The 3522-nt window shown below is 59.9% G+C and carries 1 protein-coding gene; it reads left to right on the plus strand.

What is annotated here, in order from left to right:
- Window positions 1-3522 (plus strand): hypothetical protein (locus ONB25_15055; protein MDZ7394204.1); only part of this gene is annotated, 3522 nt, incomplete at both ends.

Here is a 3522-nt window from a genome sequence, read left to right on the forward strand (position 1 = left end):
GTTACCCTATGATGTGAACAACCGCTATACCTTCGTTCCCGGTGACAACGGTGTGCATTCTTTTGCCGGAAGCGGGTTTGTGCTGCGCACCCCTGGGGTGCAGACCATCAGTGTGTACGACCACGCCACTGGCATTCAGAAACGCTCTGCCGATATCGATGTTTATGCCATAGAAGTCTCCTCTGTCTCCTCCCTTTTGGCTACCGTCAGCCAGGGGCAACAAGGTATTCAGGTGAGCATGGCCGTCCGCAATTTTGGCACGGAGCCGGTCACCATCACCAGTGCCGACTTGGTTTTTAGTGCAGGTCAGCCTCCGCAGAATCGCACTAACGACTATGTCACGGTGCGCACAGATGCAGTCACACAGATTCCGGGCGGTGCACAACAGACTCTGACGTTCGTGGTGGGCGTCAAGGGTTCGGCGATGGCGGATGTGGTTACGGTGGACGGCTCGGTGTCGGGCCTTTATGCAGGGATACCGGTCTCAGCGGCGGGGGCCACGACCAAACACCTGTGGACAGTCCAGACGCCGCCCAACCTCGCCATTACGACGCTGGCAGTGAATGCCGACACGGTGCGCCAGGGTCAAGCGGACGTTCCGATTAGCGTCTGGATCCAAAACACCGGTGCCCAGGCAGCTACGGCCTTGGTTGACAGCGTGGCCTTTGCCTTGTATCGGAGCGGACAGCCAGTCAACAGCGAGTACCAGATCGTGGCCTCACCGGAGAATCCAACCACTGTGGGTGCCAACCAGCTGCGGCAGTTCGTCTTTTTCCTGACAGCTGCCCGTACCGCTACTCCGGGACTTGTTCAAGTAACAGCTCACGCGTATGCAAGGGATGCCAACTCTGGTGGAAGCTATGCCTTCTCGAGCCCCACACCTGACTTTTTCGTGCTGGCGCAGCAACCGAGCTTAGAACTTCAGTCCATTCGTGCCTCGCAGCCGACCGTGACCCAAGGCCAGACTGCTGAATGGACAGTTACGGTGCGTGTGCAAAACAAGAGTCTGACCAACCTAGTGCTTGATCTGTCTCCGAAGAGCACGTATCTGACCTTCCGCAAAGGCGCTTTGGACCTGACCGGCCAATACACCGTGGTTAGTCCCACCGCATTGCAGGGCGGGGGCACTGTACTTGTGGGTGGTGGGCCTCCGGATAGTTTGGTCTTTACCGTCGTGGCTACGGGTCAAACCCCCGGCGACATTACTATCGCCGCCCGTGTGGGGTGCACGGATGGCACGTATGATGATTCCGGGCGCTCCATGGTTTTCGGAGGCGTAACGGTTCAAACCGCACCAGTGTTGCTCATCGACCGCGTGGTGGCCTCGCAGGACAGCGTCACCGTGGGGCAGGCGAAGGCATGGCAGATCGATGTCCACGTTAGAAATGGTGGGGGCACCAATATTCTGGTGGACTTTGCCCAATCAGGGGTTAGCTTGTCGCCGGAAGAGGCGCCCGGTGTTGAAATTACCAAACCTTCTGCTTTGCTAAATGGCAACGACGCGATCCTGGAGGCCGGATCTTCGGATGTGCTGCGTTATGTGGTCAATAGAACAGGGGTTAGTCCAGGGCCGGTGACCATCGGTGCTACCGTCCGAGGGGTAAACGTCAACTCCGGGGTGCCCCTGACCCGCACGGCTACATCGGCAGTCTGGGCGCAACGGCCGGCTGATCTGCGCATCATCCGCGTTGAGGCGTCGGACACCTTTGTCACCGCCGGGCAGACAAGGGATTGGACCGTGCGCGTTCATCTGAGAAACCTTGGGGAAAGCGATATTGCCTTGGACCTGAGTCCCGCGCAGAGCACACTTGTCTTTAACCCGCCGGGGGCATACAGCATCATCAGGCCGACGGGGCTGGAAGGTACTGGAGGCACCAGATTGCGTGGCAACAGCACGGGCACGCTCTTGTTCACCGTGGACCAGACTCCTCTAACCCCGGCTGCGGTGGCCATTCATGCTGTGGTGCGCGGCACCGAAATCAACAGTGGACGGATTCTGAGCGACGACACTTACGACGGGGGCAGTGACCTGGTGCACATTCAGTTGCGCGCCCAGCTGGCCTACTTGCAAGGGTCCCTGTCGCCGGTGAGTGTGAGTCGCGGGAGCTACGCTTCGTTTTCCCTGCGCGTGCGGAACACCGGCGGTTCCACGGTCCTCCTTGAGCAGTCAAGCACCTGGCTCAGGATTGACGACGGGCAGGGCCATCAATTTCAGGCGGGACTCAATGGTCCACCCGGAACTGTCATTGCTCCAGGAGATACGACTTTAAGCTTTGTAAGCAAGCAGGTGCCCAGGACCATGGCGGCCGGCTCCTACGCGCCAGTGGTGCGCATAGAGGGCACAGAGAATCAGAACCCATTCTCGGTGCAAATAGTCTTGTCCGACCTCGTCTACGTTGCCCCAGAGACGCGGCTGGCGATTCAAAATACCTCTGCCTCCCAGCCGAGTGTGACGCAGGGGCAAACGCGCCCCTGGTTTCTCTCGGTATACGTGGCCAACAATGGCGTCTCGGCGGTGAGGCTGGACAGCACGCGCTTGCGTTTGTTCCGCTTGGGGACAGACGTCACTGGTGAGTACCTTTTCCAGACGCCAACCGCGTTCCAAGGGAGTGGCAGCCCCATATTAGGGGCGGGTGCGAGTGACGAACTACGCTTTCCGGTGACGCAGACCATTGCCACCACCCTTGGCCCAATTCGCATCTATGCCGAGGTATGGGCCACCGAGGTCTCCGATCCGACCAACCACCTTTACGCGGTGACCAATACGCAGTGGGGATACTTCACTGCTCAGGCTCCCGCGGCGCTCGAGATCGTGAAGGTGCGGCCTTCGCAGCCCGCTGCCACGGTGGGGCAGAGCACCGATTGGCAGATCAGCATGGTGGTTACCAACACCGGAGGCAGCGATCTCCTCGTCGACACACTCGCTTCCCGCACCTTTGTCAACTTCTCTTTAGGCTCGGACTGGTTAGTCCGCCGTCCATCGGCTCTTGGCGGAGGGGGTCTTGTTCTGGAGGCTGGAAGCACAGACAGCTTGGTGTTCGTTGTGGACAATACTTCAGCCAGTAGGGGGACGGTCGTACTAACCGGCACGGTTGCGGCGGAAGAAATCAATAGCGGCCGCCAACTAAGTGTGACCGCCGACCTGGAGCAGGCCGGTGTGATAGCCGTGCAAGAACCGGCACGGCTGCGACTTGAGGGTCTGCAGGTGGCGGCGCCCAACGCCCCACATGTGAACACTCGCCAGAACTACACCGTCCTGGCGCGCGTGCGAAACCTGGGTGAAGAGGGCGCGACCAATGTAACCCTGACGCTTTCCTCGTCGCCGAAACTCAGCACTATCCCACCTTCGGTAACGGTTCCTCTTGTCCGTGGTGGGCAGGTTGTTGAGGCCACCGCTACGGCTACCGCCGGTGCGGTGGGCGACACGACGGAAACAATTGCGGCGCGTCTGGTCTCCGCACAATCAGCAAACACCGGTCTCCCGGTGACCATTCTGCCTCCAGAAGCGGCCCAGGACACCGT

The organism is candidate division KSB1 bacterium, assembly GCA_034506335.1.
Classification (GTDB): Bacteria; Zhuqueibacterota; Zhuqueibacteria; order JANLFK01; family Oleimicrobiaceae; genus Oleimicrobium.